Below are 22,720 nucleotides of genomic sequence, written 5' to 3'. Positions count from 1 at the left end.
GCGGTGACCCCGCCGGCCAACTCGCGGGCAGCTCGGATGCGTGAACCCCTTGCCTCCGATGTGGTCAAGGCGACCGCTGAGAAGCACGGGGTCTGTGTCCGGCCGTTCACGATGGAAGTCGGTGACACCGACACCGGCGAACTCCGGTACGTCCCCGTTCCTTGCGGCTCGACCGTCGAATCGGTGTGCCTACCCTGCGCCCGGAAGGCGAAGGCGCTTCGACAGGTTCAGTGCCGTGAGGGCTGGCATATCGACACCGAACCGGACTTCACGCCGGAACCTCCGTCAGAGACACAGACGGAGCTGTTGGCGTTCCGGGCTGACCTGGTCGCGGCCTACCGCGAAGTGAGCGACCAGGCGGAAGCCGACGAGCTGCGGGAGGAGATCCAAGGAGTCGACGACGAACTTCGGCAACTCGGGATGCGCGGCCGTCTCCCGTCGATCGACCTCCCGGCCAAGAAGGCGGTGAAGCGGTCAACGAAGAGGCGGCAGGACGCGCCGAACCTGCCTCGGCGGAAGGTCGCCAAGACCACCGTGGGCCGTGAGTACGCCGGACGTTTCCGGCCGTCGATGTTCGTCACGCTCACCTGCGACACCTACGGCCCGGTGCGGTCGGACGGTGCCCCGGTCGACCCCGCGTCGTATGACTATCGGCGGGCGGCTCGGGACGCGGTGCACTTCTCGGCCCTGGTGGACCGGTGGTGGCAGAACCTCCGGCGGGTCGTGGGCTGGGACGCGCAGTACTTCGCCACCGTCGAACCCCAACGGCGGGCTGCTCCGCACCTGCACGCGGCTATTCGGGGTTCGGTGCCGCATGACGTGATCCGGCAGGTCACCGAAGCGACTTATCACCAGGTCTGGTGGCCTGCGCACGACGAAGTGGTCTACGTCGACCGGATGCCGCTGTGGGACGGCGACCGTCGGGTGTTCGTCGACCCGGATACCCGCGAGCCGCTGACCGAGTGGGACGACGCGGTGGAGGCCGTGGAAGACCCTGCGCACGTGGTCACCTTCGGCCGTCAGGTGCACTCCAAGGGCATCCTCGGCGGCTCCGAAGAGGCCGGGCGGCATATCGGCTATCTGACCAAGTACCTCACCAAGTCCACCGGTGAGGTCGTGGAAGCCGACACCGTGCGGCAGAAGGATCACCACGACCGGTTGCACGCGGAACTGTCGGTGACGCCCTGCTCGCCTCGGTGTGCCGTGTGGCTGCTGTACGGAATAAATCCCAAGGGCGCCAACGGAAAGACCACACCAGGGCACTGCAAAGGGCGCGCTCATCGGCGGACCACGCTCGGGCTGCCGGGGCGTCGGGTGCTGGTGTCACGGAAGTGGTCCGGCAAGACGCTCGTCGACCACAAAGCTGACCGAAAGGCGTTCGTAATTGAAGCCCTGGCGGCGGTTGGGATCGAGAAACCCGCACCGGACCCGGCTCGGCTCGTCTGGCGCAAGGTCGACTCGGGCGACACGAATGTGCCTCCTCGGGATCACCTGGTGATGCACGCGATCTCAGAACGGATCACGTGGAAAGCCGAGTACGACAAGGCATTACTCGCCGCGCAGGGTCCGCCGGATCTTTCGGCAACTCCGCTGGCAGCTTAGGAACTGGGGGCGAAACCGTGGGCAAGAACTATCTGACAGTCGAAGAAGCAGCCGAGTACCTGAACACGCGCGTCCGGTTCGTGCGGCGGTTGATCGCGGAGCGGCGCGTGGCGTTCCACAAGGTCGGCGTACACGTGCGGCTCGCCATCGCTGATCTTGAGGAGTTCATCCAGGCCGGTCGGGTCGAGCCGATCACGCGGGCTTCGGTGATCCGGGACCTCGGAAAGGCGGCCTGACATGGCGAACAAGCGAGGACACCGGGGTTTCGGCAACGTTCGGCAACGTGCATCGGGGAAGTGGCAGGCGCGCTATCCGGGGCCGGATGGCCAGATGCGGAACGCTCCCACCATGTTCGCCAGCAAGCGCGCGGCCGAACAGTGGTTGTCGGTGACCGAAACGCAGATCATCAAAGGCGAGTGGATCGACCCTGAGCGGGCGAAAGTCACGCTTGGGAGCTACGCGGACCAGTGGATTACACAGCGGCCTGGTCTGCGTCCGCGCACGGTCGAGTTGTACCGGTGGCTTCTGCGGAAGCACATCGAAGCAGATCTCGGCGGCGTCGAACTAGGCAAGTTGTCGACGGCGATCGTTCGGCAATGGCGTGCGGATCGGCTGGCAGCCGGAGTGTCGGAGTCGGTCACTGCTAAGGCGTACAGGCTGCTTCGGGCGATCCTGACAACGGCGGTCGAAGAGGACAAGATCTTGCAGCGGAACCCTTGCCGCGTGCGGGGTGCCGACAAGGAGAATCCGGCGGAGCGGCCGATTCTGACCGTTCCGCAGGTGTTCGATCTGGCTGGACGTATGCCGCACCGGTTCCGTGCGCTCGTACTGCTGGCCGCGTTCGCGTCACTTCGTTGGGGTGAGGTGTCGGCACTGCGACGGTGTGACGTCGCGGAGGACGGGAGCTGGGTCCGGATCTCGCGGGCGCTGGTCGAGGTACCGGGTCGCGGTCTGATCGTCGGTCCGCCGAAGTCGCGGGCAGGAGTGCGGACGCTGATCGTTCCGGCGGCGATTCGGCGGGACGTCGTGAAGCACCTCGACGCGTTCGTGAAGCCGGATCACGACGCGCTGCTGTTCACCGGTGAGCGTGCGGGCAACCCGGTGCGTCGGCCGAACTTCAGTCAACGAACGAAGTGGACGGAGGTCGTGACGAAGATGGGGCTTAAGGGCCTGCACTTCCATGACCTCCGGCACGCGGGGAACATCTGGGCGTCGAAGGCGGGCACGTCGACCAAAGACCTCATGGCGCGGATGGGACATGACGACATGCGGGCGGCGCTCATCTATCAGCGGGCGACCAGCGACGCTGACGAACGGATCGCCGACCGGCTCTCGAAGCTCGTCGACCAGCACCGGACGGGCAACTCAGATGATGATGACGACGGCCTGAGCGGGCAGCCGGTGCCCGTCGGCTAATGGCCCGTTAATGGCCCAGCCGGAAGATCACCCGGACAAAGCGAAAGCCCCAGGTCTAAAGTGGACATCCACTGACCTGGGGCTTTCGCGTGAGAGCGGATGACGGGAATCGAACCCGCGTATTCAGCTTGGGAAGCTGATGTTCTACCATTGAACTACATCCGCAGTGCTCGGCCAGCATACATGGCCCGGATCTCTCCTTGCCAAGACCCCGCCCACCTTGACGTCGCCGCCGAAAGTGACAACACTTGTTGTCTACCTCGGAGGTGATCCGGATGGGCGAGCGGCTGCCTGACCCCGAACTGTTCCGTCAAGGCGGGTTCCGGGTCGCGTCGAGGTTGTTCATCGAGGGCGACATCAGGGGTGACGAGCGCCAGGTGGCGCGGCTGCGGCAGTTCGCGCAGCGGGAGGATCCGGCGGCCGACGTGCTGGTGCCGTTGCTGCGCGAATGCCGGCCCGAGTTCGAGCAGGCGCTGCGGCAAGGCATCGACAGCGTCGAGAGTCCGCCAGAAGCGCTCGAAGCCTTCTTTCGCGACGTCGAGGCGACGCCGTACTGGGTCGACCGGGACCGCCTTGACCGCGGAGCGCGGGCGATCACGCGTGCCGGGTTGCTCGGGCTCTTCCCGCTCGGCGACGTCTCGTTGATGGGCGGCTACCTCGCTTCGCGCGCCACGAAGTCGCTCGTCGGCACCGGCGAGATCGAGTACAAGGCGGCACGACGTCTCGTCGAGACGGCGACGTGGTGGATCCACGTGACGACACCGGGCGCGCTGGTGCCCGGCGGGCGCGGGTACGAGTCCGCGTTGCGGGTGCGGATCGTGCACGCCCACGTCCGTGCGGCCATGAACCGCCGCAAGGACTGGGATTACGCGGCGTGGGACAGGCCGGTCAACCAGGTCCAGACCGCGGGCACGCTCCTGCTCTTCTCCCTCGTCTACGTCTTCGGCACGCAACTGCTCGGGCTCCGCTACAGCGCCCGCGAGCGCGCAGACATCCTGCATCTTTGGCGCTATGTCGGCTGGCTGATGGGTGTCGACGAGGAACTCCTGCCCGCCGGCGAGGACGACGCCTGGCGGCTGCTGTGGCTGCTCGCGACCACCGAGTTCATTCCCGACGACGATTCCAAACGGCTCGCCGCGGCGCTCATGAAGGCCCACGCCGGGATCGGCGACGGCCGCGGCGCGCTCGGCAAGGTCCTCGCGCACGTGTCGGTCGCGGGGCACGGGGCGATCAGCAGGCTCCTGCTCGGCAAGACCAACGCCGACTTCCTCGAACTGCCCGACGATCCGATCGCCCAGGCGGCCGTGGTCGCGGCGGCCGGGGTCAACTTCGCCGCCGAGACGGTGCGGCGGGTGGTGCCCGGCGCGACGGCGCTCCAGGAGCTGATCGGGGCGGCCGGCCGTCGCCACTATCTACGGCAGGTGACCAAGGTGTTCGGGCTCGACCCGACCTACGGCAGGCACATGAAGGCCGCTTGACTACGCTGATCGCGTGCTCCTCAGCGACCGTGACCTCCGTAAAGAGCTCGACGCCGGCCGTCTCGGCGTCGACCCGTTCGACCCGACGATGGTCCAGCCGTCGAGCATCGACGTGCGACTCGACCGCTTCTTCCGCGTGTTCGACAACAGCAAGTACACGCATATCGACCCGCAGCTGCAGCAGGACGAGCTGACTTCGCTGGTCGAGAAGGAGGGCGAAGACCCCTTCGTGCTCCACCCCGGCGAGTTCGTCCTCGGCTCCACCTACGAGACCGTCACGCTCGCCGACGACCTCGCCGGCCGCCTGGAGGGCAAGTCCTCCCTCGGCCGCCTCGGCCTGCTGACGCACTCCACCGCGGGCTTCATCGACCCCGGCTTCTCCGGCCACATCACCCTCGAGCTGTCGAACGTGGCGAACCTGCCGATCACGCTCTGGCCGGGTATGAAGATCGGCCAGCTCTGCATCTTCCGCCTGTCCAGCGCGGCGGAGTTCCCGTACGGCTCGAACGAGGCCGGTTCGCGGTACCAGGGGCAGCGGGGCCCGACCCCGAGCCGCGCGTACAAGAACTTCCACCGCGTCGACACCTGGAGGTAGCGCGTCAGCCCACTGGGGCTTCCCAGTCGATCCGATGCCGCCACATGAAGGCGTTCGGATCCTCCGCCGGCGGGTTCTTGAACGCCCGCGTGAGGAAGAAGTCCCGGATCACCCGCCCGACGGGCCCGGCCGCCTTGGCGTCGCCGTTGCGCTTGCCGCGCTCGACGACGGCTTCGACGCGCTCGCGCCGCAGGCCTTCGTAAACGGTGAGGGCCTTCGGGATCGAGGGCACGTCACGCAGGCATCGCGCCAGCGTGACGGCGTCCTCGATGGCCATCGCGGCGCCCTGCCCGGCCGCGGGTGAGGTCGCGTGCGCGGCGTCGCCGATGATGACCATCCGGTCCGTCCGCCAGGTCGGCACGCTCGGGAAGTCGTACGTCGCCCACGGCCGGTAGATCTCGCGCGTCGCGCGCACGATCTCGACGGCCGGGGTGCGGTCCACCGCCAGCCCCCGGATGAGGTCCTCGCGCCATGTGGTGGTCACGGTGAGGTCGGTCGGCGACGGCTCACGCTTCCGGGGGACGTTCGCGAACCACCAGACACCCCCGTCCGGGTGGACGACGTGGGCGAAGAACAGCCGCTTGCCGAATGTCATGTGCATGACGCCGGGTTCGTCGTCCAGCCGCAGGCCTTCGGCCAGCCCGCCCGTGTTCAGCAGCGGCACGTAGCGCGGTGACGGCGCCTTCGGGTCGATGATCGTCCGCACGCGCGAGCGGAGCCCGTCCGCACCGATCAGCAGGTCGCCTTCGGCCGACGAGCCGTCTTCAAAGGTCGCGAGGACGCCGTCGCGGGTTTCGCGCGCGTCGGCCAAGCGTTTGCCGTAGCGGATCTCGATGCCGCGTCTGACGGCTTCGTCGCGTAGGCCGATGTAGAGCTCGGAGCGCAGCACCGTCTGGCTCACGGTGTCGTCGTCGAGCTGCCCGCCGAGGGCGAAATCCGCCAGCTCGCGTCCGTCGCCGAGGTGCATCTTGATCCGCGGTGTATCGAATCCCAAGCCCTTGACCAGGCTTTTCAGTCCCAGTGGGGCCAGCGCGTCGAGGCCGTTCACCGCCAGGGTCAGGAACGCGCCGACCCCTTCCGCGGTCCGGTCGTACGCCTCGTGGATCACCGGCTCGTGGCCCGTCTCGTGCAGTGCGATCGCCGTGATCGTGCCCGCGATACCCCCGCCGGCGATCAGTACCTTCGCCATGTCGTTCACCCCATCGAATCTCTTAGAAACTAATTCGTTCTATCGAACTAAAGACTCCGCTAGGCTGACCGATGTGTCAAGCGAGCGAGCGGAACTGGTCGAGCGGATCCTCAGCGGGTCGCGCGCGCTGTCGACGGAGACGGTCATGTTCCACACGGCCATCGCCGAGCTGAGCGGCCTTTCGGCCGTCGAAAGCAAGGTGACCGACTACCTCGCCCGCTTCGGGCCGCAGACGCCGAAGGCTCTTTCGCAGCTGTCGGGGCTCGCGCCGGCGTCGATCACCGCGCTCATCGACAGGCTCGAAGGCAAGGGGATCGTCGCCCGGAAGCCGCATCCCGAGGATCGGCGGAAGGTCTTGATCGAGATCGACGCGGCGCGGATGAACACCGTCGCGCCGCTGTGGGATCACCTGGTGAAGTCGGTCCGCGAGGCCTGCGAGAACTACACGGACGACGAGCTGGAGACCGTGATCCGGTTCCTCGCCGACGCGGCGGCGATCACGCACGACTCCACGGGTCGCCTCAGCCGCTGACCGGTATTACTACTTTCGGGGGTATTGCCGTAACCAGTTCGTGATAGTTTTCGGCCCCGTGTCCCCCAATAGAACACGAAGCCGGTTACTGCTTGTCACGCTCAGTGTCCTGCTGGGCGGGGTGATCGCCAGCGCGAGCTACCTGATGGTGACCGATCGGTTCCAGGGCACCGCGCTGAGCAATCTCTCACTCAGCGTCCCCGACACCAAGGGCAGACCGGGCGACGCCCTCGCGAAGCCGCCCGCCTACTTCGGCCAGACGTCCTCTCCGGCGCCGGAGGGTTCCGGGCCCGGCTCGGCCGCTCCGACGTCGTCCTCGGCGGCTCCCACGTCGTCCACCGCCCCGCCCAGCTCGTCCTCCGCCGCGGCCGAGCCGCCCGCGAAGTCTTCCGAGGCGCCCAAGCCCACTCCGAGCAAGGCTCCGGAGCCGCCCCGTTCGCAGGACAGCTCGCTCGCCGGGCAGGTCATCGACCTCGTCAACGCCGAGCGTGCCGACGCGGGTTGCTCGCCGGTGAGCAACGAGTCGCATCTCGCCGCCGCCGCGCAGGGCCACAGCGACGACATGTCCGCGCGGAACTACTTCTCGCACACCACTCCGGAAGGCGTCACGTTCGACCAGCGAATCCGGGCCGCCGGCTACGACAAGCCCGGCGCCGAGAACATCGCCAAGGGCCAGTCGAACGCCGCCAAGGTGATGGACGCCTGGATGAACTCCGAGGGCCACCGCGCGAACATCCTGAACTGCAAGCTGAAGAAGATCGGCGTCGGCGTCAACACCAAGGGCATGTACTGGACGCAGAACTTCGGCTACTGACCCTTGTCCCACCGTTCGGCGATGTCGCCGTAGCGGGCCAGCACGGCCGCGCGCAGTTCGGCGTCCGTGCGCGGGACCGGTTCGATGAACACCTCGGTGACGTCGCCGAAGGACTCGGTCAGCTCGGTCGCCATCCGGACGCAGGCGCGTTCGACGTCCGCCGCGCCGAGTGAATCGTCGAAGTCGACACGGGCGCAGACGAGCACCTGATCGGTGCCCATGAGCATGGTCTGCAGGTCGACGACGGCCTCGATCTCCGGCGCGTTCCTCAGGTGCTCCCGCACCCCGCGCACCAGCCGGGGATCCGCCTGCCTGCCGATCAGCAGGCCGCGGTTGGTCCGCCCGAGCACGTAGGCGACCAGCGCCAGCAGGACGCCGATCGCGATCGACGCCGCGCCGTCCCAGACGTGCGAGCCGGTGAGCTGGTGCAGCCCGATCCCGGCGAACGCGAGCAGCAGGCCGATCAGCGCGGCCGAGTCTTCGAACAGGACGGTCTTCGGCGCCGGGTCGTCGATCATCCTCAGGTAGACCGAGACCTTCTGGCCGGAGTCGGCGGCGTCGCGGCGCACCTGCCGCACGGCCTGGAACCAGGAGACGGATTCGAGGGCGAACGCGATCGCGAGGACGATGTAGCCGACGATCGGATCGGTCTGCTCGGTCGCCTCGCCGAAGACCGTCGAAAAGCCTTCGTAGAGCGCGAACATCGCGCCGGAGGCGAAGATCGACACCGCGGCGAGCAGCGACCAGAAGTACCGCTCCTTGCCGTAGCCGAAGGGATGGACTCGGTCGGCGGGGCGGTCCGACCGTTTCAGCGCGGTCAGCAGGAGCACCTCGGTGATCGTGTCGGCCACCGAGTGCGCGGCCTCCGACAGCATCGCGCCGGAGCCGGTGATGATCCCGGCGATCAGCTTCAGCACGGCGATGGCGAGGTTGACCCCACCCGCCAGCACCACGGTCAGCGTGCTTTCGTCACCGGATTCTTCACTCACCTCGCGTAGCGTAGTGCGGGTGCGCCGATCTCACAGGCGACGCAATCCCTGCAGGACGCGTTCCATCAAGGCGAGTGCCGGATGACCGTCGAATTCAGCCTGCGTTTCATGAACGGTGACCAAACCGAGTTCGGCCATGTCACCCAAAAGGACCTTTGCAACGCCGAGTGGAACACATAAGGACGCGGCCACTTCGGCGACCGAAGTCGGACGACGGCAGAGTGATCTCACGGAATGGAATTCGACACTGAATCCCGGGGCCGTCCACGGTGCGTCGTTCCGGACGGAAATCATCGCTTCGATCGCGAAGTTCCGCTTGGACTGCGTGCGTCCGCCCGTGCGGACGTACGGGCGGACGCGCGTGCGTTTCCGTTCCTGTCGCGGCGGCCGCCGCGCGGCCGGGATGCTGGGGATGGTCGCTTCCTGGGCCACCCTGGCGAGTGCCGCGGACGACGGGATACGGGCGGTCGGGCGAACGGTCGGTGATCCCGGTGTGGCGAGCCGATGCTCCCTGACCGAGCGGAGTTCGTGACGGTTGCCCATTGATTCCTCGCCCCTTTTTTCCGGATCCGCTGCAGCCTATCGCCACGGTGTACCGCCGAACGGGTAATGGAACGAAATAACCGCACCGGGGATAAAACAAGAGGGAACATTCTCTCGCATTATGTGCGAGAGAATGTCCCCTCCGGGTGTGACGTTCTACTTGTCTTCCTCGGGCAGCGGGGTTCCGGTGGCCGTTTCGTCGGTCGGCGTGTCGGCCTTTCCGTCGAGTTCGGCGTCCGAGACCGCGTCCAAAGAGGGCGCTCCCGCCGGGACCAGTTGCGGCTCCGGCTTCCGCTTGACGGCGGTCAGCAGCAGCTGGGCGACGTCGACGACCTCGACCTTCTCGCTCGCCTGCCCGTCGCTCTGGCGCGCGGTGACGCCGTCGGTGAGCATCACGCGGCAGAACGGGCAGCCGGTCGCGATCTTCGACGGCGCGGTGCCGAGCGCCTCGTCCACGCGCTCGACGTTGATCCGCTTGCCGATCTTCTCTTCCATCCACATCCGCGCGCCGCCGGCGCCACAGCACATCGAGCGGTCGCCGTGCCGCGGCATCTCGCGCAGCTGGGCGCCCGAAGCGCCGACGAGCTCACGGGGAGCGTCGTAGACCTTGTTGTGGCGGCCCAGGTAGCACGGGTCGTGGTAGGTGACGTCCTCGGCGACCGGGGCCACCGGGGTCAGGTGCTTCTCCCGCACCAGGCGGTTGAGCAGCTGCGTGTGGTGCACGACGTCGAACTGGCCGCCGAGCTCCGGGTACTCGTTCGCGAGGGTGTTGAAGCAGTGGGCACAGGTGACGACCACCTTGCGCGCCTTGCGTTCGCGGCCCTCGAACACCGAGTTCAGGATCTCGACGTTCTGCTGCGCCAGCATCTGGAACAGGAACTCGTTGCCCGCGCGGCGGGCCGGGTCACCGGTGCAGGACTCCTCCGAGCCGAGCACGGTGTACTTGACGCCCGCGATGTGCAGCAGCTCCGCGACGGCCCGCGTGGTCTTCTTCGCGCGGTCCTCGAACGCGCCGGCACAACCGACCCAGAAGAGGTACTCGGTGTCGCCGAGGTCGCCGTCGAACACCGGCACCTCGAAGTCCAGGTCCTCGGTCCAGGCGAGCCGGTCCTTGGCGTTCTGGCCCCACGGGTTGCCCTTGTTCTCCAGGTTCTTGAACATCCCGTTGAGCTCGCTGGGGAACGCGGACTCGATCATCACCTGGTAGCGGCGCATGTCGACGATGTGGTCGACGTGCTCGATGTCCACCGGGCACTGCTCGACGCAAGCGCCGCAGGAGGTGCAGGACCACAGCACCTCGGGGTCGATGACTCCGCCGTCGTCACCGATGAGGGCCTTCTGGGACTCGGCGATCGCGAGGACGTCGATACCCGCGTACATGTCGTCGCCGGACAAGCCGACCTCGTCGCCGGCCATGTCGCGCTTGCCGCCCGCGAGCAGGTACGGCGCCTTCGCGTAGGCGTGGTCGCGAAGCTGCGTGATGAGCAGCTTCGGCGAAAGCGGCTTGCCGGTGTTCCACGCGGGGCACTGCGACTGGCAACGGCCGCATTCGGTGCAGGTGGAGAAGTCCAGCCAGCCCTTCCAGCTGAAGTCCTCGATCTTGCCGACGCCGAAGGTGTCCTCGTCCGGGTCCGCCTCTTCGAGGTCGAGCACCTTGCCGTTGCTCATCATCGGCTTGAGCGCGCCCAGCGCGACGCCGCCGTCGGCCTCGCGCTTGAAGTAGATGTTGAAGAAGGCGCTGAACCGGTGCCAGGCGACGCCCATCGTCATGGTGCGTGCCACGACGATCAGCCAGATGGTGGCGCTCATCAGCTTGACGAACGCGAACACCGTGACGAGGTTCAGGCTCGACGGCAGCAGCAGGCCGACCGGATGCGAGACGAACGAGGCCCAGATCGGGATCTCGTGGACGCCCAGCGCGGACTTCGCGGCGCGGACACCGAGGATGCCGATGCCCTCGATGAGCACGACGGCCTCGACGAAGTACGCCCATTTGAAGTTGGAGCCCTGGAAGCGGGACTGCCGGTCCGCGCGGCGCGGGTGGTTCTTCTGCCGGATCCCGATCAGCACCAGGATGCCGACGATGGTGCCGACGCCGAGCAGCTCCATGAGCAGGTGGAACAGCGACCAGTCGTCGAGGATGGGCCAGCCCCAGGTCGGGACGAAGACCTCGCCGTACGCCTCGAACACCGTGAGGGAGCCGAGCAGGAAGCCCCACATGACCAGCCAGTGCGCCGGGCCGACGCTCTTGACCTTGTTCATCCGGGTGTGCGCGGCGAATTCCTTGATCAAGGTCTTCATCCGCGGGATGAACGGCCCGTTGCGGGTCGAGTCCGGCTGACCGAGGCGGATCACCCGCACGAAGCGGGCGACGGTCGCGAAGAACATTCCCCAGGCGACGACGCCGAGCAGGACCGCGATCCCGCCGAGCGTCAGCTGTACAGCGCCCATCGTCGGGTGCCTTTCGTCCGTGAAGCGTGTGGTGGTTCGGGCAGACTAATGCTTCTTACTGATGGGTAACCCACTGACCGCGCCCAAGTCCCACCGATGTGGTGTACGCCTCTCTTGGTTTTAAGACGATCGTCCAGGTAGTTTTTGTGACATGGGTGCGTATCTCCTTCTGGCTTTGGCCATCGCCGCTGAGGTATCCGCGACGGTGTCGTTGAAACTTTCCGAGGGCTTCAGCAAGGTGGGGCCGTCGATCGTCGTGGTCGTCGGATACGCCGTCGCGTTCGTCGCGCTCGCGTATGTACTGAAGGCGGGCGTGCCGGTGAGCGTCGCGTACGCGATCTGGGCCGCGGCCGGGGTCGCGCTGGTGGCGGCCGTCGGGATGGTGTTCTTCAAGGAGCCGGTCAACCTCTCCGTGATCGCCGGTCTGGTACTGGTGGTCGGCGGCGTCGTGTTGATCGAGGCAGGGAGCGCGCACTAAGTGAAGATCCAGGTCGACGGCCGCAAGGCCAGGGGTGAGAAGCGGCGCGAGGAGATCATCGCGGCCGCGTTGCGGGTGATCGAACGGGACGGCGTCGCCGGCGTCACCCATCGGACGGTCGCCGCCGAGGCGGGCGTGCCGACGGCTTCGACGACCTATCACTTCTCGAGCCTCGACGATCTGCTGATCGCCACCCTCATCTCGTGCGCGAGGGATATGGCGACCGAGGTCTACTGGATGATCGACCGCGCCCGGTCGCGCGGCAGCCGCGGCGCGGAAGAGGTCGCCGGGCTGCTCGCGGAGGCGCTGGGCCCGAGCCGCGGGCGGACGATGGCGGAGTACGAGCTGTACCTGCTGGCCGCCCGCAAACCCGAGCTGCGGCCCGCCGCCCGGCGCTGGCTGGACGTGCTCACCTCGATGGTCCGGCACGACGACGAGGTCGCGTTCCGGGTGTTCCTCGCCGGGATCGACGGTCTGCTGATCCAGGGCCTCATCGACGACGAGCCGCCGTCCGCGGAGGAACTGCGGCCGGTGGTGGACTACCTGCTGAAACCTCGTTGACCTGCTGGGTAGCGTTCGGATCATGAGGATCGTCGGCGCATACGAACTGGATGACGACCCGGCACGGGTGGACCTCGACGTGGTGTGGAAGCACCTGTCCACCGGCGTCTACTGGGGCAAGTGGCGAGACCGCGAACTGGTCGAGAAGGTCTTCAGGAACGCTTGGCGCGTCGTGGGCGCGTACGAGACGTCGACCGGTCGCCTGGTCGGCTTCGCGAGGGCGTTCTCGGACACCATCGGCAGTGCGTATCTCGCGGACGTCTTCGTCGTCGACGAGGCGCGTGGCGCGGGGCTCGGCAAGGAACTGGTCCGGGAGATGATCGACAACGGGCCGGGCGCGGAGTTCCGGTGGATGCTGCACACCGCCGACGCGCACGGGCTGTACCGGCAGTTCGGCTTCGGCGACCCGCCCGAAGGGCAGTACATGGAGCGGGGCCGGGCGAACGGGCAGTGCTGAAGGGGACCTTCCCCGCATGAGACGTGGTGAAAGCGTCCTTCACCGCGTGCCATGCGGGGAAAGCGTCCTTCAGCCCTTGTTCTCGTGCAGGGCCGTCAGCGACGCCCGGGCGATCGCGTGGCCGAAGAGGTTGAAGCCGAGGAACGCCGGCGTCGCGTCTTCGCCGACTTCAAGCTTTTCGACGTCGACGGCGTGCACCGCGAAGATGTACCGGTGCGGCCCGTGTCCGGGCGGCGGGGCCGCGCCGAGGAACTGCTTCACGCCGCCGTCCCCCTTCAGGGTGACGGCGCCCTCCGGCAGACCGGAGCCCGCTTCGTCGCCCGCGTTCGCGGCCAGCGCGGTCACCGACGCCGGGATGTTGAACACCGCCCAGTGCCAGAATCCACTTGCCGTCGGGGCGTCGGGGTCGTAGCAGGTCACGGCGAAGCTCTTGGTCTCAGCGGGGAACCCCTCCCACGACAGCTGCGGGGAACGGTCCTCGCCGCCCGCGCCGAAGATCCCGGAAAGCTGGGGTGTCGGCAGGAAGCCGCCTTCTTCGATGTCGGTGCTGCTCAGGGTGAAGGCAGGCAGATCGGGCAGGAAGCTGTACGGATCGGGTGCCTGCGGCATGCGTCCTCCTGGTCGTTGAACAGATGACGGAGTCAGGTTATGACCCCGAGGCCCCTGGCGCGGGTTCAGGGACGAATCCGGGGGTTACCCCTATGTCCAAGCCGTCGTGGTGCCCTTAGCGTCGGGTTACACGAAAACCTGCTCTGGAGGGACTCAAGACCATGGCGCGCCCACTCCTCGCAATCGGCGGCATCGCCTTGATCGGCGTCGGTGTCCTCACCGGCCTCGGCTGGTGGTGGCCGTCCGACGCGGAGGCCACCGCGGAGGTGGCCCAGCCGATCCGCAGTGTGCGCATCGACAACGAGGAGGGCCGCGTCAAGGTTCACGCCGGCGAGGGGCCGGTGCGGATCCACCAGCAGTTCGAGTACCGCGGGAGCAAGCCGGGCGACGCCTTCCGCGTGGACGGCGACACCCTGGTCCTCGCCGACTGCGGCTCCTCCTGCGAGGTCGCCTACGACGTGGTGGTCCCGGCGGGTATCCCGGTCTCGGGCAAGCTGGACTCGGGGGCGCTCGACATCGCCGGAGCGTCCACTGTGGACGTCACGGTTGATTCCGGCCGGGTCGAAGTGCGCGACGTGCCGGGCACCGTGAAGGTGCGGTCCGAAGCCGGTCGCGTCGACCTGGCGAACATCGGGCAGGCCGTCACGGTGCAGGCGGCTTCCGGCGGTATCAAGGGAGAACGGCTCGGCGGCAACGTCGAAGCGCGGACCGACAGCGGCCGTATCGAACTCGAACTCCTCAAGGGTGCCGACGTCACCGCGCGGACCGACAGCGGTTCGGTCGAGGTCACCGTCCCGTCGGGTGAGTACAACGTCACCGGCGACACCGGCAGCGGCCACCGCGACATCGGCGTGAACCAGTCCGGTTCGGCCCAGCACAGGCTCGATCTCAACACCGACAGCGGAAGCGTCACGGTCAAAGCGGCCTGACAGACTTATCGGGGGAATACTTTCTCATGGGGAACAAGGAGAAGCGCGTTCTCGGCGCGCTCGCTCTCGGCGCGCTGACCGCCTTCGGGATCGTCGGCTGCACAGGGGAATTCCAGCAGAAACTGAGTGACGGCGCGCCCGTCACCGAGCAGATCACCGCGATCCGGGTGGACGTGCCGGTCGGCGCGGTCACGCTGCGGGTCGAGGACGGCGCGCCCGTCTCGCTGCGCCGCGAAGTGACTTATAACGGCAAGAATCCCGGAAAGACGTACAGCGTCGAGAACGGCACGCTGGTCCTCGGCGGCTGTCAGCAGTGCGGCGTGGACTACGACGTCGTGGTGCCGCGCGAGCTGGCGATCTCCGGGTCCATTGGCACCGGCAAGATCACCCTCACCCGCGCCGCCTCGGTCGATCTGAAGGGCGACGTCGGCGACTTCAAGGTGATGGGCACGTCCGGGCCGGTCAACCTGCGCACCGGCACCGGCGACATCGAGATCGGCCTGGCGAAGCCGGGCGCGGTCACCGCGAACGCGGAGGTCGGCAAGGTCGTCGTCACCGTTCCCGACGGCGCGTACCAGGTCCGCGCGAAGGCGGAGACCGGCAAGGTCGAGACCGGTGGCGTGCGGCAGGACCAGGCTTCGGCGAACGTCCTGGACCTCCAGTCCGGCACCGGCTCGATCACGGTGAAGCCCGCATGAAGGCGCTCGCCGCCGTCGCCGCGCTGACCCTGCTTCCGCTCACCGCGCTGCCGGCGTCCGCCGCGTCCGGGATCGACTGGAAGCCGTGCGCGACCGAGTACGCGCCGACGCTGGAATGCGCGAATCTCCGGGTGAGCGGTGGGTTTTCGATCGCGCTGGCGAAACTGCCCGCGACCGATCCCGGGCGCCGTATCGGTTCGCTGCTGACGAATCCGGGCGGGCCGGGTGGTTCCGGGGTCACCGTGCTCAAGTACGGCGGCCGCGGTTTCGCGCTGGACAAGCCGGAGATGGCCGAAGTGCGGCAGCGGTTCGACGTCATCGGATTCGATCCGCGCGGCGTCGGCGAAAGCACGCCCGCGATCACCTGCGGGCCGGATCTGCACGATCCGGCGGTCGGCCGGTTCCCGCGGAGCCGCGCCGACTACGACAAGCTCCTTGCGCACAACCGCGCGTCGGGCGAGGAATGCCTGAAGCGGACCGGGCGAGCACTGTCCTCAATGGACACTTGGCACGCCGCGGACGACATCGAAGCGATCCGTGGCGCCCTCGGCGAGCCGAAGGTGAACTGGCTCGGCGTCTCCTACGGTTCCGAACTCGGCGCAGTGTACGCGGAGAAGTATCCGAACCGCATCCGGACGATGGTGCTCGACGGCGCCGTCGACCACTCGCGGCCGACCAGGCAGGCGGTCCTCGAAGAAGCCGTCGCGACCGAAGGCGCCCTCAAGGACTTCGCGAAGTGGTGCACGACGTCGGCCGACTGCGTGCTTCGCGGCAAGGACGTCCTCGCCACCTATGACGCCTTGATGCGGACGCCCGGCGGCGTGCCGTCGAAACAGCTCGGGCGGAACGTGACCGCCGAGGAGATGGCGTCCGGGGTCTACGGCAACCTCATCTTGCCCGCGTTCTGGCCGGGCTTGGCGAAGGCGATCGACGCCGCGACGGCGGGCGACGCGGACGGACTGCTGCCGTATTCGCAGCTCGACCCGTCCTATGGCGCGTATCGCTCGATCGGCTGTCACGACTTCGGCTCGCCGTTCACCTCCTACGCCGACATGAGGGCGATGCAAGGACTGGTGAAGACGCTCTCGCCGCACGGCTGGCGGTACTCGGAGTTCTGGGACATGGCCAGCGGGTGCGCGGCCTGGCCGGTGCCCTCGGCGTACCTGCCGCGGCCGCAGAAGGTGAGCGGCGCGGCGCCGATCCTCGTGGTCGGCGGTGAACACGATCCGGCGACGCCGCTCGTTTGGGCGAAGGGGCTCGCGAGGAACATCGAGAACTCGACGTTGCTCGTCGACGCCGGGTACGGGCACACGGGGCTGCTGAACTCGGCCTGTGTGCGCTCCGAAGAGGTGAAGTACCTGGTGAGCGGTGTCACACCCGCTCCGGGCACGGTCTGCCGGTAGTCCGGGAACAAGACGACCGTGCCGCACGTTGAGCCGGATACAAGGTTGAGTGAGGGTGACTCAAGTCCGGCTTGACGGAAGCCCCACCATCCCGATACAACTTGCGTTGAGCCCACTCAAGGTGGGTGAGAACGTGCAGGTCACGAACTAGCAGGAGGATCACACCATGGCGCGAGCGGTCGGCATCGACCTCGGCACGACCAACTCGGTCGTCGCTGTCCTTGAGGGCGGCGAGCCGACGGTCATCGCCAACTCGGAAGGTTCACGCACCACCCCGTCCATCGTCGCCTTCGCCAAGAACGGCGAAGTGCTGACCGGTCAGCCGGCGAAGAACCAGGCCGTGACGAACGTCGACCGGACCATCCGGTCGGTCAAGCGGCACATCGGTACCGACTGGAAGACCGAGATCGACGGCAAGGCCTACACCTCGCAGGAGATCAGCGCCCGCGTGCTGATGAAGCTCAAGCGCGACGCCGAGGCGTACCTGGGCGAGACCATCACCGACGCGGTCATCACCGTCCCCGCGTACTTCGAGGACGCGCAGCGACAGGCCACGAAGGAGGCCGGGCAGATCGCCGGCCTGAACGTGCTCCGCATCGTCAACGAGCCCACCGCGGCGGCGCTGGCGTACGGCCTCGACAAGGGCGAGAAGGAACAGACCATCCTGGTCTTCGACCTCGGTGGCGGTACGTTCGACGTCTCGCTGCTGGAGATCGGCGAGGGTGTCGTCGAGGTCCGCGCGACCTCCGGTGACAACCACCTCGGCGGTGACGACTGGGACGAGCGGATCGTCACCTGGCTGGTCGACAAGTTCAAGTCGTCCAACGGCATCGACCTCACCAAGGACAAGATGGCGCTCCAGCGCATCCGTGAGGCCGCCGAGAAGGCGAAGATCGAGCTGTCCAGCTCCAACTCGGCCAGCATCAACCTGCCGTACATCACCGTGGACGCGGACAAGAACCCGCTGTTCCTCGACGAGCAGCTCTCCCGCGCCGAGTTCCAGAAGATCACCTCGGACCTGCTCGAACGCACCCGCAAGCCGTTCAACAACGTCATCCGTGACGCGGGTGTCGCCGTCGGCGACATCGACCACGTCGTGCTCGTGGGTGGTTCCACCCGCATGCCGGCCGTGTCCGAGCTGGTCAAGGAGCTGACCGGCGGCCGCGAGCCGAACAAGGGCGTCAACCCGGACGAGGTCGTCGCGGTCGGCGCGGCGCTGCAGGCCGGTGTGCTCAAGGGCGAGGTCAAGGACGTCCTGCTGCTCGACGTGACCCCGCTTTCGCTGGGCATCGAGACCAAGGGCGGCGTGTTCACCAAGCTCATCGAGCGCAACACCACGATCCCGACCAAGCGTTCGGAGATCTTCTCCACCGCGGACGACAACCAGCCGTCGGTGCAGATCCAGGTGTTCCAGGGTGAGCGCGAGATCGCGGCGCACAACAAGAAGCTCGGCATGTTCGAGCTGACCGGTCTCCCGCCCGCCCCGCGTGGCGTGCCGCAGATCGAGGTCACCTTCGACATCGACGCCAACGGCATCGTGCACGTCCTCGCGAAGGACCTCGGCACGAACAAGGAGCAGTCGATGACGATCACCGGTGGCTCCGCGCTGCCGAAGGACGACATCGAGCGCATGGTCAAGGACGCCGAGGCGCACGCCGAGGAGGACAAGCAGCGCCGCGAGGAGGCGGAGACCCGCAACCAGGCGGAGACGCTGGTCTACCAGACCGAGAAGTTCGTCAAGGACAACGAGGACAAGCTGCCCGACGAGCTCAAGGGCAAGGTGAAGTCCGCGATCGACGAGGCCAACGAGGCGCTCAAGGGCACCGACTCGGCGAAGATCCGCGAGTCCATCGAGAAGCTGAACACCGCTTCGCAGGAGCTGGGCACCGCGCTCTACGCCAACGCCACCCCGGGTGCCGAAGGTGCCGCCGGTGAAGGCGCCGCCGGTGCGGCGGGCGCGGGTACCGGTTCGCAGGCCAAGGCGGACGACGTCGTCGACGCCGAGATCGTCGAAGAGGACGAGAAGGACAAGAAGTGACGGGACGCTACGACGAAACCGAGGGCCGGGGCCCGGAGGAACCGGTGGTCGTGCGGGACCGTAGGCGGATCGACCCGCTGACCGGTGAGGTCCGCCCGGCCGCCCCGGCCGCCGAACCCCAGGACGGCCCGAAGCACGCCGCCCCGGCCGAAGAGGCCGCCGCGCAGACCGAGCCGGAGCCCGCCGCACACGCGGGCCCCGGCCTCGGGGGGTCCCTTGTGGACGATTCGGTGTCGGTGGCCACCGGTCTGGAGAAGGAGCTGGCGGAACGCACCGCCGACCTCCAGCGCCTCCAGGCGGAGTACGCCAACTACCGCAAGCGCGTGGACCGCGACCGCGAGCAGGTCGTCGTCGGCGCGAAGGCGTCGGTCGTCGGCGATCTGCTCCCGCTGCTCGACGACCTCGAGCGCGCGGAGCAGCACGGCGATCTGACCGGTGCCTTCAAGTCGGTCGGCGAGAAGCTGGTCGGAAGCCTGCAGAGGTCGGGCCTCGAGGCGTTCGGCACCGAGGGCGAGCCCTTCGACCCGAGCGTGCACGAGGCCGTGCAGCACAGCACGTCCCCGGACGTCACCGGGCCGACGGTCACCATGGTCATGCGCCGTGGTTACCGCTTCGGCGAGCGCGTGCTGCGTCCGGCGATGGTCGGGGTCACCGACCACGAGCCGGGTGGCGCCCCGGTGGACCCGCCGGTGGGCGGCGAGCTGCCGCTCGAGGGCGAACTTTTCGATGAGAACAACCGCTGATCGGCGATACGGCGTGAAAGGAGGAGACGTTCGGTGAGTGCACGGGAATGGATCGGTAAGGACTTCTACCGTGAACTGGGCGTCTCCTCCGACGCCACCGCGGACGAGATCAAGAAGGCCTACCGCAAGCTGGCCAAGGAGAACCACCCCGACGCCAACGCGGGCAACGCGGAGGCCGAGAAGAAGTTCAAGGCGGTCTCCGAGGCGTACGGCGTGCTGTCCGACACGGCCAAGCGCAAGGAGTACGACGAGGCTCGCCGCCTCTTCGGCTCCGGCGGTCCCGGCGGCTTCGGCTTCCCGGGTGGCGGTGCCGGCGGCGGTGGGTTCGACGTCGGCGACATCTTCGGCCAGGCGGGGCAGCAGCAGGGCGGCTTCGGCGGTCTCGGCGACATCCTCGGCGGGCTGTTCGGCCGCCGCGGCGCCGCGGCCGGTGCCACGGCGAACCGGCCGCAACGCGGCGCGGACGTGGAGACCGACGTCCGGATCGATTTCGCCGAGGCGGTCAAGGGCGCGACCCTGCCGCTGCGGCTGTCGAGCCCGGCGACCTGTTCCACCTGCGGTGGCAACGGCGCGAAACCGGGGACCTCCCCGAGGACGTGTGCGACCTGCCAGGGCAGCGGGCTGGTCAGCCGCAGCCAGGGCGCGTTCGCGTTCTCCGAGCCGTGCCGCGACTGCCGCGGTCGCGGCCAGATCATCGACGACCCGTGCCCGGAATGCGCGGGCGAGGGCGTCAGCACCCGTACGCGCACCCTGACCGTGCGGATCCCGCCGGGCGTCGCCGACGACCAGCGGATCCGGCTGGCGGGCCAGGGCGAACCGGGCCGTGGCGGCGCGCAGCCGGGCGACCTGTACGTCCGCGTGCACGTCGCTCCGCACACGTTGTTCGGGCGCAAGGACCTCGACCTGACGATCACCGTGCCGGTGTCCTTCACGGAGCTGGCCCTCGGCGGCACGATCACCGTGCCGACGCTCGAGGGCAAGGTCTCGCTGAAGGTGCCGCAGGGTACGGCGAGCGGTCGCGTGCTTCGCGTGCGCGGCAAGGGAATCGCGAAGCGTGACGGTTCGCAGGGCGATCTGCTGGTCACCCTGCAGGCGGCCATCCCGGCCAAATTGGACGACAAGGCCCGTGAAGCGCTGGAGGCGTACGCGGAAGCCATGTCCGGCCACGACCCGCGACCGGAGATCACCGAACTTCTCGAAGGCAGGTGAGCACGATGTTCGGCGGGCTGCCGCACGGTGCGGACGAGGACACCCCGGTGTTCGTCATTTCGGTGGCGGCACAGCTTTCCGGCCTGCACGCGCAGACCCTGCGGTCCTACGACCGCCAGGGTCTCGTGTCGCCGGGCCGGACCTCCGGTGGTGGACGGCGTTACTCGATGCGGGACATCGCGTTGCTGCGCGAAGTGCAGCGACTGTCCCAAGAGGACGGTGTCAACCTCGCGGGCATCAAGCGGATCATCGAGCTGGAGAACCAGGTCGACGCGCTCCGCGCGCGCATCGCCGAACTGACCGAGGAGCTCACGGCGGCGTACCTCACCGCCGAACAGACGGCCGCGGCCGTGCACGCCTCCTACCGCAAGGATCTCGTTCCCTTGCGGCAGCAGACGGCCCTCGTGGTCTGGAAGCCCAAAAAACGCAATTAGTCCTCTGAATGCCGCGGGTCGCCAGCCCTCGTGAGTACGTGAAGGCCCCCTTCACTGCGCTAGACGCAATGAAGGGGGCCTTCACGTACTTCACGCGTTTAGTCCTCTGAATGCGTCATTGGCCGGGGACCAGGGTCCGGATCTGCTGGACCTCGCCGGTGCGCGAGTCCTGGATCCGCTGGGCCAGAGCCTTCGACTCGGGGTTCTTCCCGTCCTTCAGCTCGGTCCTCGCCAGCGCGACCCCGTTGTGCTGGTGCGCCACGAAGATGTCGGCGAAGTCCAGACTGAACTCCGCACCATCCTTTTTGGACAGTGCGTCGAGCAGGCCCTTGTCGGTGAGCCCGTCGCCACCGTGATGGTGGTGCGCCTTCGGGTCCATGGAACCCGTCTCGGGTTTGCCCCAGGCCTTCAGCCGGTTCCGCATGTCGGTCGTCTCGGTCTGCTGGGTCGCCTCGATGGCGGCCGCGAGGTCCTTGAGCTCCTGCTTCTGCCCCTGCTTGGCCTTGACCAGCTTGACGATCTCCACGCCCTGGTCGTTGTGGGCGATCATCATCTGCAGGAACATCACGTCGGCGTCGTTGTACTCCGCGGACGCCCCGGCCGACTGGGGAACCGGGGAGATCGGGGCGCCGGCGTTGGTGGATGAGCCATCACCGGTCCCGCAGCCCGCGAGGGCCACGAGACCGGCGACGAGAACGAGGGCCAGCTTCACTGCCGCGTCCACAGCGCGGGGGTGTTCGGCGGTTCCCAGCCTTGGATCGCGGTATGCGCCATCTGGCAGCGGTAGGTCGCGCCGCCGTAGGTCACCGTGTTGCCGACCGCGTAGGACGTCCCGGCCGCCCAGGTGCCGCCGGTGGGCGGGTTACTGGTGCTGGTCGGCGGGTTCGACGTCGTGGGCGGGTTGCTGGTGGTCGGCGGGTTGCTGGTGCTGGTGGGCGGGGTGCCGCCGCCGATCTGCAGGTCGATGCAGCTGTAGAAGGCCATCGGCGTGTCCGCGATGTTCCAGATGGCGAGCACCTTCTGGCGGCCGCTGAAGCCGTTCAGGCTCACCGTGTGCGACGTCGGGTCCTTCGGCGCGGAGTTGTTCCCGCTGATGTCGGCGATCTTGGTGCCGCCGATGTAGTACTCGTAGTTCGTGGTCCGGTGGTAGGCGGTGAACTTCCAGTTGAAGGTCACGCTGTTGCCGACCGACGCGGCGGGCCACGGCTTCGACTCGTCGTTGAGTTCGGCGAATCCGGGAAGGCCGCCGTTGCAGCTGCGGAGCCCCTTGGGGCCTTCGACGCTCTGCGGTTCGTAGACGATGGCGCCGCAGCCGGAAACCTTGCCTTGGGCGCAGTTCGCCTGGCGGCTGGGCGGGGACAGCACATAGCCGTGGGCGCTGGCCACCTGCGGGATGGCCACGATGGCGATCGGGGCGAGGATCGCACCGGCGGCGGCTGCCACGAGCTTGCGTTTGACGGTCATGCCGGCTCCTGGGGATGGAACGACGGTGTTCCCGTGAGGGGGAGCAATGTGGTCTAGACCATAAATCCGCCGGTGACCGTGGTCAATG

The 22,720-nt window shown here is 67.8% G+C and carries 24 protein-coding genes and 1 tRNA gene; 17 read left to right on the top strand and 8 right to left on the bottom strand.

The features are described from left to right. The first annotated feature begins 36 nt into the window (after positions 1 to 36). The 3 genes from AMK34_RS15695 to AMK34_RS15685 all read left to right on the top strand — a co-directional run bounded on the left by AMK34_RS15695 (position 37) and on the right by AMK34_RS15685 (position 3,018). Positions 37 to 1,602, top strand: a complete 1,566-nt coding sequence (locus tag AMK34_RS15695; RefSeq protein ID WP_073846314.1) for a replication initiator — start codon at positions 37 to 39, stop codon at positions 1,600 to 1,602. A gap of 17 nt (positions 1,603 to 1,619) precedes the next feature. Next, complete coding sequence (locus tag AMK34_RS15690) at positions 1,620 to 1,838, top strand: excisionase family DNA-binding protein (protein WP_073845829.1); 219 nt, start codon at positions 1,620 to 1,622, stop codon at positions 1,836 to 1,838. A 112-nt stretch (positions 1,839 to 1,950) separates the two neighbouring features. Beyond that, positions 1,951 to 3,018: a tyrosine-type recombinase/integrase gene (locus tag AMK34_RS15685; RefSeq protein ID WP_083649914.1), complete on the top strand. Its 1,068-nt coding sequence runs from the start codon at positions 1,951 to 1,953 to the stop codon at positions 3,016 to 3,018. Between the two features lie 94 nt (positions 3,019 to 3,112). Here the strand turns inward: AMK34_RS15685 and AMK34_RS15680 are convergent. After that, positions 3,113 to 3,183, bottom strand: a tRNA-Gly gene (locus AMK34_RS15680). A 110-nt stretch (positions 3,184 to 3,293) separates the two neighbouring features. Here AMK34_RS15680 and AMK34_RS15675 point away from each other — a divergent pair. Continuing rightward, complete coding sequence (locus tag AMK34_RS15675; protein WP_073846311.1) at positions 3,294 to 4,496, top strand: oxygenase MpaB family protein; 1,203 nt, start codon at positions 3,294 to 3,296, stop codon at positions 4,494 to 4,496. 13 nt (positions 4,497 to 4,509) lie between these two features. Next, complete coding sequence (gene dcd, locus AMK34_RS15670; RefSeq protein ID WP_016338162.1) at positions 4,510 to 5,091, top strand: dCTP deaminase; 582 nt, start codon at positions 4,510 to 4,512, stop codon at positions 5,089 to 5,091. 4 nt (positions 5,092 to 5,095) lie between these two features. Here the strand turns inward: dcd and AMK34_RS15665 are convergent, their stop codons facing one another. Further along, entirely contained in the window at positions 5,096 to 6,280 is a 1,185-nt protein-coding gene (locus AMK34_RS15665) for an FAD-dependent oxidoreductase (protein WP_073846309.1), read from the bottom strand. Between the two features lie 73 nt (positions 6,281 to 6,353). On the opposite strand from AMK34_RS15665, the gene AMK34_RS15660 reads away from it, so the two are divergent. Together AMK34_RS15660 and AMK34_RS15655 are read left to right on the top strand one after the other, a co-directional pair. Next, complete coding sequence (locus AMK34_RS15660) at positions 6,354 to 6,812, top strand: MarR family winged helix-turn-helix transcriptional regulator (protein WP_073845828.1); 459 nt, start codon at positions 6,354 to 6,356, stop codon at positions 6,810 to 6,812. Between the two features lie 121 nt (positions 6,813 to 6,933). Next, a complete protein-coding gene (locus AMK34_RS15655) occupies positions 6,934 to 7,626 on the top strand; it encodes a CAP domain-containing protein (protein ID WP_143202507.1) in 693 nt (230 codons plus the stop codon). On the opposite strand, the gene AMK34_RS15650 is transcribed toward AMK34_RS15655, so the two are convergent. From AMK34_RS15650 to AMK34_RS15640, 3 genes are all read right to left on the bottom strand, one after another. Continuing rightward, the gene (locus tag AMK34_RS15650) at positions 7,620 to 8,615 is read right to left on the bottom strand and encodes a cation diffusion facilitator family transporter (RefSeq protein WP_038521648.1); all 996 of its coding nucleotides are present in this window, start codon (positions 8,613 to 8,615) and stop codon (positions 7,620 to 7,622) included. The two genes, AMK34_RS15655 and AMK34_RS15650, sit on opposite strands and share 7 nt — an antisense overlap. A gap of 30 nt (positions 8,616 to 8,645) precedes the next feature. Continuing rightward, entirely contained in the window at positions 8,646 to 9,158 is a 513-nt protein-coding gene (locus AMK34_RS15645; protein WP_037334464.1) for a DUF742 domain-containing protein, read from the bottom strand. 156 nt (positions 9,159 to 9,314) lie between these two features. Beyond that, on the bottom strand, positions 9,315 to 11,609 hold the full coding sequence (locus AMK34_RS15640) for a (Fe-S)-binding protein (RefSeq protein ID WP_073845827.1): 2,295 nt from the start codon (positions 11,607 to 11,609) through the stop codon (positions 9,315 to 9,317). Between the two features lie 151 nt (positions 11,610 to 11,760). On the opposite strand from AMK34_RS15640, the gene AMK34_RS15635 reads away from it, so the two are divergent. From AMK34_RS15635 to AMK34_RS15625, 3 genes are read left to right on the top strand one after another with little or no spacing between them, the layout of a single operon-like run. Beyond that, positions 11,761 to 12,087, top strand: coding sequence for a DMT family transporter (locus AMK34_RS15635; RefSeq protein WP_037334469.1), 327 nt, complete (start codon positions 11,761 to 11,763; stop codon positions 12,085 to 12,087). Continuing rightward, a complete protein-coding gene (locus AMK34_RS15630; RefSeq protein ID WP_038521642.1) occupies positions 12,088 to 12,648 on the top strand; it encodes a TetR/AcrR family transcriptional regulator in 561 nt (186 codons plus the stop codon). A 22-nt stretch (positions 12,649 to 12,670) separates the two neighbouring features. Next, positions 12,671 to 13,105: a GNAT family N-acetyltransferase gene (locus AMK34_RS15625; protein ID WP_038521639.1), complete on the top strand. Its 435-nt coding sequence runs from the start codon at positions 12,671 to 12,673 to the stop codon at positions 13,103 to 13,105. A gap of 69 nt (positions 13,106 to 13,174) precedes the next feature. Here the strand turns inward: AMK34_RS15625 and AMK34_RS15620 are convergent, their stop codons facing one another. Further along, a complete protein-coding gene (locus tag AMK34_RS15620; RefSeq protein WP_038521636.1) occupies positions 13,175 to 13,714 on the bottom strand; it encodes a YbhB/YbcL family Raf kinase inhibitor-like protein in 540 nt (179 codons plus the stop codon). A gap of 161 nt (positions 13,715 to 13,875) precedes the next feature. On the opposite strand from AMK34_RS15620, the gene AMK34_RS15615 reads away from it, so the two are divergent. From AMK34_RS15615 to AMK34_RS15585, 7 genes are all read left to right on the top strand, one after another. Next, a complete protein-coding gene (locus tag AMK34_RS15615) occupies positions 13,876 to 14,643 on the top strand; it encodes a DUF4097 family beta strand repeat-containing protein (RefSeq protein ID WP_073845826.1) in 768 nt (255 codons plus the stop codon). A 26-nt stretch (positions 14,644 to 14,669) separates the two neighbouring features. Then, positions 14,670 to 15,341 carry a DUF4097 family beta strand repeat-containing protein gene (locus tag AMK34_RS15610; protein ID WP_038521629.1) on the top strand — a complete coding sequence of 224 codons (672 nt, stop codon included), beginning with the start codon at positions 14,670 to 14,672 and terminating at the stop codon, positions 15,339 to 15,341. After that, on the top strand, positions 15,338 to 16,744 hold the full coding sequence (locus tag AMK34_RS15605; RefSeq protein ID WP_073845825.1) for an alpha/beta hydrolase: 1,407 nt from the start codon (positions 15,338 to 15,340) through the stop codon (positions 16,742 to 16,744). Before AMK34_RS15610 ends, AMK34_RS15605 begins: the two co-directional genes overlap by 4 nt. A 166-nt stretch (positions 16,745 to 16,910) precedes the next feature. Beyond that, positions 16,911 to 18,782, top strand: a complete 1,872-nt coding sequence (gene dnaK / locus AMK34_RS15600; RefSeq protein WP_016338148.1) for a molecular chaperone DnaK — start codon at positions 16,911 to 16,913, stop codon at positions 18,780 to 18,782. Further along, on the top strand, positions 18,779 to 19,525 hold the full coding sequence (grpE, locus tag AMK34_RS15595) for a nucleotide exchange factor GrpE (protein WP_073845824.1): 747 nt from the start codon (positions 18,779 to 18,781) through the stop codon (positions 19,523 to 19,525). Before dnaK ends, grpE begins: the two co-directional genes overlap by 4 nt. A gap of 33 nt (positions 19,526 to 19,558) precedes the next feature. Beyond that, complete coding sequence (gene dnaJ / locus AMK34_RS15590) at positions 19,559 to 20,734, top strand: molecular chaperone DnaJ (protein ID WP_038521616.1); 1,176 nt, start codon at positions 19,559 to 19,561, stop codon at positions 20,732 to 20,734. Between the two features lie 5 nt (positions 20,735 to 20,739). Next, on the top strand, positions 20,740 to 21,168 hold the full coding sequence (locus AMK34_RS15585) for a heat shock protein transcriptional repressor HspR (protein WP_038524831.1): 429 nt from the start codon (positions 20,740 to 20,742) through the stop codon (positions 21,166 to 21,168). Positions 21,169 to 21,283: 115 nt separating this feature from the next. On the opposite strand, the gene AMK34_RS15580 is transcribed toward AMK34_RS15585, so the two are convergent. After that, positions 21,284 to 21,880 carry a DUF305 domain-containing protein gene (locus AMK34_RS15580; protein ID WP_073845823.1) on the bottom strand — a complete coding sequence of 199 codons (597 nt, stop codon included), beginning with the start codon at positions 21,878 to 21,880 and terminating at the stop codon, positions 21,284 to 21,286. Next, a complete protein-coding gene (locus AMK34_RS15575) occupies positions 21,877 to 22,632 on the bottom strand; it encodes a lytic polysaccharide monooxygenase (RefSeq protein ID WP_073845822.1) in 756 nt (251 codons plus the stop codon). The genes AMK34_RS15580 and AMK34_RS15575 overlap by 4 nt, the downstream gene beginning before the upstream one ends. Between the last annotated feature and the right edge of the window lie 88 nt (positions 22,633 to 22,720).

The sequence above is a fragment of the Amycolatopsis sp. CB00013 genome (assembly GCF_001905755.1).
In the GTDB taxonomy this organism is placed as follows: Bacteria; Actinomycetota; Actinomycetes; order Mycobacteriales; family Pseudonocardiaceae; genus Amycolatopsis; species Amycolatopsis japonica.
This window is presented reverse-complemented; position numbering and strand designations above follow the sequence as displayed.

Coding starts and splice junctions, on each gene's coding strand:
- AMK34_RS15575 (WP_073845822.1), bottom strand. CDS start 22,632: ATGACCGTCAAACGCAAGCTCGTGGCAGCCGCCGCCGGTGCGATCCTC.
- AMK34_RS15615 (WP_073845826.1), top strand. CDS start 13,876: ATGGCGCGCCCACTCCTCGCAATCGGCGGCATCGCCTTGATCGGCGTC.
- AMK34_RS15635 (WP_037334469.1), top strand. CDS start 11,761: ATGGGTGCGTATCTCCTTCTGGCTTTGGCCATCGCCGCTGAGGTATCC.
- AMK34_RS15645 (WP_037334464.1), bottom strand. CDS start 9,158: ATGGGCAACCGTCACGAACTCCGCTCGGTCAGGGAGCATCGGCTCGCC.
- AMK34_RS15675 (WP_073846311.1), top strand. CDS start 3,294: ATGGGCGAGCGGCTGCCTGACCCCGAACTGTTCCGTCAAGGCGGGTTC.
- AMK34_RS15695 (WP_073846314.1), top strand. CDS start 37: ATGCGTGAACCCCTTGCCTCCGATGTGGTCAAGGCGACCGCTGAGAAG.
- AMK34_RS15610 (WP_038521629.1), top strand. CDS start 14,670: ATGGGGAACAAGGAGAAGCGCGTTCTCGGCGCGCTCGCTCTCGGCGCG.
- AMK34_RS15585 (WP_038524831.1), top strand. CDS start 20,740: ATGTTCGGCGGGCTGCCGCACGGTGCGGACGAGGACACCCCGGTGTTC.
- AMK34_RS15620 (WP_038521636.1), bottom strand. CDS start 13,714: ATGCCGCAGGCACCCGATCCGTACAGCTTCCTGCCCGATCTGCCTGCC.
- AMK34_RS15625 (WP_038521639.1), top strand. CDS start 12,671: ATGAGGATCGTCGGCGCATACGAACTGGATGACGACCCGGCACGGGTG.
- dnaK (WP_016338148.1), top strand. CDS start 16,911: ATGGCGCGAGCGGTCGGCATCGACCTCGGCACGACCAACTCGGTCGTC.
- AMK34_RS15685 (WP_083649914.1), top strand. CDS start 1,951: ATGTTCGCCAGCAAGCGCGCGGCCGAACAGTGGTTGTCGGTGACCGAA.
- AMK34_RS15640 (WP_073845827.1), bottom strand. CDS start 11,609: ATGGGCGCTGTACAGCTGACGCTCGGCGGGATCGCGGTCCTGCTCGGC.
- AMK34_RS15665 (WP_073846309.1), bottom strand. CDS start 6,280: ATGGCGAAGGTACTGATCGCCGGCGGGGGTATCGCGGGCACGATCACG.
- AMK34_RS15605 (WP_073845825.1), top strand. CDS start 15,338: ATGAAGGCGCTCGCCGCCGTCGCCGCGCTGACCCTGCTTCCGCTCACC.